Origin of the sequence: Thermomonas sp. (genome assembly GCF_025993755.1) — a bacterium.
Classification (GTDB): Bacteria; Pseudomonadota; Gammaproteobacteria; order Xanthomonadales; family Xanthomonadaceae; genus Thermomonas.
In genome coordinates, this window is sequence record NZ_JAMQHN010000159.1 from 1 (window position 1) to 5,641 (window position 5,641).

General features: G+C 68.7%; 5 protein-coding genes and 1 tRNA gene. 1 reads left to right on the forward strand and 5 read right to left on the reverse strand.

The genetic code is table 11. The features are described 5' to 3' along the window. Positions 1-185: 185 nt before the first annotated feature. From Q0X16_RS11570 to Q0X16_RS11590, 5 genes are all read right to left on the reverse strand, one after another. Positions 186-935: a 2OG-Fe dioxygenase family protein gene (locus Q0X16_RS11570; protein WP_297834537.1), complete on the reverse strand. Its 750-nt coding sequence runs from the start codon at positions 933-935 to the stop codon at positions 186-188. Positions 936-1,036: 101 nt separating this feature from the next. Continuing rightward, a tRNA-Gln gene (locus Q0X16_RS11575) sits at positions 1,037-1,111 on the reverse strand. A 161-nt stretch (positions 1,112-1,272) separates the two neighbouring features. Beyond that, on the reverse strand, positions 1,273-1,665 hold the full coding sequence (rpsI, locus tag Q0X16_RS11580; RefSeq protein ID WP_297834540.1) for a 30S ribosomal protein S9: 393 nt from the start codon (positions 1,663-1,665) through the stop codon (positions 1,273-1,275). Between the two features lie 12 nt (positions 1,666-1,677). After that, complete coding sequence (rplM, locus tag Q0X16_RS11585) at positions 1,678-2,106, reverse strand: 50S ribosomal protein L13 (protein WP_297834543.1); 429 nt, start codon at positions 2,104-2,106, stop codon at positions 1,678-1,680. Positions 2,107-2,304: 198 nt separating this feature from the next. After that, positions 2,305-5,184, reverse strand: coding sequence for a pitrilysin family protein (locus Q0X16_RS11590; protein WP_297834549.1), 2,880 nt, complete (start codon positions 5,182-5,184; stop codon positions 2,305-2,307). Between the two features lie 58 nt (positions 5,185-5,242). On the opposite strand from Q0X16_RS11590, the gene Q0X16_RS11595 reads away from it, so the two are divergent. Continuing rightward, the coding region (locus Q0X16_RS11595; RefSeq protein WP_297834546.1) for an SDR family NAD(P)-dependent oxidoreductase at positions 5,243-5,641 on the forward strand (399 nt) is incomplete at its 3' end.

The following is a 5,641-nucleotide window of genomic DNA, read 5'->3' on the forward strand; positions in this document are numbered from 1 at the left end:
CGAATTCACTCGCACGTTGAATTCCCCACGGCCGTGGCGCGCCGTTCACAGGTGTGATTCTGGCGCCGTTTTGTGAAAGCAGACCCCATGCGCGCAAACCCCGCGCATGCCCCTTGGGCCGATGGATGCAGCGGTCCGGAGGCTAGCACCAGTCGCTGGCGTCATGCAAGGCCAAGGCCTGCGGCTCAGTCGTCGCCGAGAAACGCGGCCGCGCGGAAGGTCAGCACCAGGGTGTCGCGGTGGCCGGGTTGGGCCGGATCCAGCGGCAGGATCGGGGTGGATTCGTGGATCACCCGCGCGTCTTCCATCAGCAGCAGCGACCAGGGTTCGGTCAGGGTGAAGCGCTCGCCTTCGCGGCGCTGGGCGGCGAACACCCGGGTCTCGCCGCCACGGATGCCCTGCCGCGATACCAGCAGCACGGCGACGAAATCGACGCCGTCGCGGTGCGCGCCTTCCGGGGTGGGCCGGCCCACGCCATCGGTGGTGTCGATCCGGAACTGGTGCGCCTCGACGTGCCAGCGCGGCCCCGGCGCCTGTCGCCAGCAGGCTTGCGCCAGCGCGCGGATCAGCGTCGGCCACGCCGGCTGCGCCAAGGTGCGCTCGGCCACCGGCTCGAACCAGCGTTCCATGCCGCCGTGCAGAGCGTTGTATTCAACCGGCTGGTAGTGCATCCGCTGCGGCACCTGCCGTAGCGCATCGCCTTCGGCAATGAAACAGGTGTGACGACGCCGGCGATAGCGGCCGCCGTCCTTGAGGTAGTGATCCGGCGGCAGGTCGTCCCAGCTGGGTGCCAGCTGCGCCAGCGCACCTGGCGCCACGCCGGCCAGCGCGGCCACGTCGGCCGCGGCCAGCACCGCGTAGCCGCGTTCGCGCAGCTGGGAATCAAGCAACGCCAACGGCACGGCCGGCGGCGCAAACACGGCAACGGGGGGCATCCTCGGCGTCCGAATGGGGTGCGCCATTGTCCCACCGCGCCCGTCCCGAAACGACACAACCCGCCAAGCGGCGGGTTGTGTCTTCAACACCATTTCGAATATGGCAGCCCCGGAAGGATTCGAACCTCCGAATGCCTGAGTCAGAGTCAGGTGCCTTACCGCTTGGCGACGGGGCTATGCGACGGATTGTAAAGGCAAACGCGCTTGCTGGATGAATACTGCCATCAAGCGCATCTTTCCCATGCCTGCGTCCGATCGTTCCCTGGCCGGGAGTGGCGGCGCCGCCGGTACCGAAGTACAGGCAAGCTGCCACGACAACGCCAGAGGACGACTCGGGTCAGCGCTTGGAGAACTGGGTCGCGCGACGGGCCTTGTGCAGGCCGACCTTCTTGCGCTCGACCTCGCGGGCGTCGCGGGTCATGAAACCGGCCTTGCGCAGTTCCGACTTCAGCGATTCGTCGTATTCGACCAGCGCGCGGGCGATGCCGAGGCGGATGGCGCCGGCCTGACCGGTGGTGCCGCCGCCGCTCGCCGTCACCTTGATGTCGAACTTGTCGGTGCTACCGGTGAGCTCGAGCGGCTGGCGCACGATCATGCGCGCGGTTTCGCGACCGAAGAACTCGTCGATCGGACGGTCGTTGATGGTGATGGTGCCGCTGCCCTTGCGCAGGAACACGCGGGCGGTGGAGGACTTGCGGCGACCGGTGCCGTAATTCTGGGAAATAGCCATGGGAATCGGACCTTAGATTTCGAGCGGCTGGGGCTGCTGCGCGGCGTGCGGATGCTCGGCGCCGGCATAGACCTTGAGCTTGCGGTACATCTGGCGGCCCAGCGGGCCCTTGGGCAGCATGCCCTTGACGGCGATCTCGAGCACGCGCTCGGGATGGCGCTCCAGCGCCTGCGCCAGCGATTCGGTCTTGAGGTTGCCGACGTAGCCGGTGAAGCGGTGGTAGAGCTTGTCGTTCAGTTTGTTGCCCGTCACCGCTACCTTGTCGGCATTGATGACGACCAGATAGTCGCCGGTATCGACGTGCGGGGTGAACACGGGCTTGTGCTTGCCGCGCAGGCGGTAGGCCAGGGCTGCGGCGAGGCGGCCAAGGGTCTTGCCCTCGGCGTCGACGACGTACCAGTCGCGCTGGACGGTCTCGTTCTTGGCGATGAAAGTCTTCATGACGAACTCGATTCAGGGGTGCATGGTCGGGCTGGTTTCGCTCGCCGTTGCGGCTGCGGAACGTCGCCTCGCGTTGTTCGGGTCGCTTTAACACCGGGCCATCGAACCCGAAGGCGGCGCGAAAGAAGCGGAATTATGGGGCGAACCGCCGCTTGATGCAAGCGGTGGTTCGATGGGCGTGCGCAGGGCGGGACTGCCTCAGGGCTTGGGCGGCACCGGCTTGCCGTCGGCGTCGAGCACCGTCACCTCGCCGATGTTCAGCGCGCGCACCGGGGCCTCGATCCGCTTCAGGTCGCCGACGATCAGCCAGGTCATGTGCGACGGATCGAGGCTGCGCGCGGCGGCGTTGACCGCGGCCGGCGTCATCGCCTGGATCTCGGCGGTGCGGCGGAACACGTAGTCGTCCGGACGCCCGTAGAGGACGTTGCTGGCGATGGTGTTCATCACCGAGGACGCGGTTTCGTACTCGCCGGGCAGGGTCAGGGTCATCACCCTCTTCATGCTGGCCACTTCGGCATCGGTGGCCGGGCGGGTGCCGTTGGCGTAGTCGGTGATCTCGCGCCGCATCTCGGCCACCGATTCACCGGTCTTGTCGATCTGCACCGGTGCCGAGGCCGTCCACATGCGCTGGCCGAGCGCGGCGCCGGCACCGCTGCCGGAGCCGTAGGACCAGTGCTTGTCCTCGCGCAGGTTCATGTTCAGGCGGGCGGTGAAATCGCCGCCGATGACCATGTTGGCCATGTCGTATTCGGTGGACTTCGGATCGGTGCTCGGCGGCAGCAGTTCGGCCGCGAAGATGTTGGCCTGCACCGCGCCGGGCTTGTCGATCAGGAACACGCGCGGCTTCGGCAGGGCGGCGGCCTGCGGGATCGCCGTCGCGGTGGCTGCGGCGCCGGCGGGCTTCCAGTCGCCGAACTGGCGTTCCAGCACCGGCATGATTTCCGCCAGCGTGGTGTCGCCGACGACGACAATCGTGGCGCCTTCAGGACGCAGCGTGCCGTCGTGCCAGCGCTGCAGGTCGGCGCGGGTGATGGCATTGATCGACGCTTCGGTACCGGTGCCGGTGCGCGGCGCGGCGTAGGGGTGGCCGGCGCCATAGAGCAGCTCCGGCAGCACGCGCTGGGCGACCCGGCTGGGGTTGGCCTGCTCCTGCCGGATGCCGGCGATCCACTGGCCGCGAACGCGGTCGATGTCGGCCTGATCGAAGCGCGGGCGGCGCAGCATGTCGGCGAACAGCGCCACCGAGGCATCGAGGTTCTGCTTCAGCGCCGAGAGATAGACGCTGCTGCCGTCCAGACCGGCGCCGGCGCCGAGCTTGGCGCCCAGCGCGTCGGCGCGGTCGGCGAAAGCCAGCGCATCGAGATCGCCGGCACCTTCATCGAGCATGCCCATGGTGAAACTGGCCAGGCCGGGGCGGCCCGTCGGGTCGGAGGACTGTCCGGCACGGAAGCCGTAGCTCATCTGCACCACCGGCACGTCGTGGCGCTCGGCCAGGATGACCCGGGTGCCGTTGCTCAGGGTGGCGTGCTGCTGGTTCGGGAAGATCAGGTCAGGGAACCGGGTCGGCATCGGCGGGCCGGCCTTGCGGTCCACGGTGGACGGCAGGGTGGTGTAGCGCGGATCCGGCTTGGGCACCACGAACGGCGCCGGGGTCACGGTCGGCTCCTCGGCAATCGGAACCCGCGGGCCGGGATTGACGACCAGGGTGTGGCTGCCCTTGCCGGCGCCGAGCCAGGTGTTGGCGGTGGCACGCACCGATTCCGGGGTGGCGGCAGCCAGGGTGGCCAGGCTGTCGCGGTAGCAGCCGGGATTGCCGGTGTAGATGGTGCATTCGGCCAGCACGTCGGCCTTGCCGCCGAAGCCGCCGATGCGCTCGACCCCGCGCACCCACGCCGCCTCGACGCCGGTGCGGGCGCGGTCGAGCTCGTCGGCGGTCGGGCCGTCGCGCAGCAGGCGCTGCAGCTCCTCGTTGATGATCGCCTCGACCCGGGCCTCATCGCCGCCCTGCTTCACGCTGGCGGTGATGATGAAGTTGCTGCCCAGCTGCGAGGACGAGACCATCGCCGACACGTTGTCGACCAGCTGGCTGTCGTGCATCAGCCGCTTGGCCAGCCGCGAGGACTTGCCGCCGGCGAGCACGCGCGCGAACAGGTCGAGGCGGTCGAGATCCGGCTGGCCGTACTGGGCCACGTTCCAGGCGCGGTAGATGCGCGCCTGCGGCACCGCGTCGGTCATCGTGCTGCGGCTGTCGGCGGTGTGCGCGGCCACGGCGACCTGCGGCTGCGCCATGGTCGGCGTGGCCGGGATGTCGCCGAAGTACTTGGCCACCTTCTCGCGCGCGGTGGCCAGGTCGATGTCGCCGGCCAGCACCAGCACCGCGTTGTTCGGGCCATACCAGGTGCGGAACCAGGTCTTGACGTCGTCCAGCGAGGCGGCGTTGAGGTCGTTCATCGAGCCGATGGTGCTGTGGTGGTACGGGTGGCCGGCCGGATACAACTGCCGGCCGAGCTCGTCCCACACCTGGCCGTAGGGCTGGTTCTCGCCCTGGCGCTTCTCGTTCTGCACCACGCCGCGCTGCTCGTCCAGGGTCTTCTGGTCGATCGCGCCGAGCAGGTGGCCCATGCGGTCGGACTCCATCCACAGCGCCATGTCCAGCGCGGTGGTGGGCACGTTCTCGAAGTAATTGGTGCGGTCGGAATTGGTGGTGCCGTTCATGTCGGTGGCACCCGACGCGGTGAACGGCGTGAAGTACTCGCCCGGCGCGTTCTCGCTGCCGTTGAACATCAGGTGCTCGAACAGGTGGGCGAAGCCTGTGCGACCGGCCGGTTCGTCCTTGCTGCCGACGTGATACCAGACGTTGACGGCGACGATCGGCGCCTTGTGGTCGGTGTGCACGATCACCCGCAGCCCGTTGGGCAGGGTGAAGCTCTCGTAGGGAATGTTCACGGCCGGGGCACTGGCGGCCTGTGCCGGTGGGGCGTAGCCACCCAGGCTCAGTGCTCCGGCAAGGGCGATGGCGAGTGCGGCGGGACGGAAAAGGTTCACGGAGAACTCCTGAGTCAACAGCGGCGAGCCCATCATGATAGGCGTCACGCTTCGCCGATACACTAGGCCGGAAGCCATCCCCGGAGATCCCATGCCACGCACCGCCGTCGTCACCGGCGCCAACCGCGGGGTCGGTCTGGAATTCACGCGCCAGCTGCTGGCGCGCGGCGACCGGGTCGTGGCCAGCTGCCGCCACCCCGGGAAGGCCACCGAACTGAACGCGCTGGTCGGCCACCATCCCGGCCGGCTGCACGTGCTGCCGCTGGACGTGGCAAGTCCCGATTCGCGCGCCGCCTTCCTCGCCGAACTGCCGCTGGCGCTGGGCGAGGAGGCGCGCATCGACCTGCTGATCAACAACGCCGGCGTGCTGCATTCCGGCGAGCGCTTCGGCCAATTGCAGCAGGCGACGCTGGAGGACAGCCTGCGCGTCAATGCGATCGCGCCACTGCTGCTGGCGCAGGCGCTGGCGCCATTGCTGCGGGATGGCGTC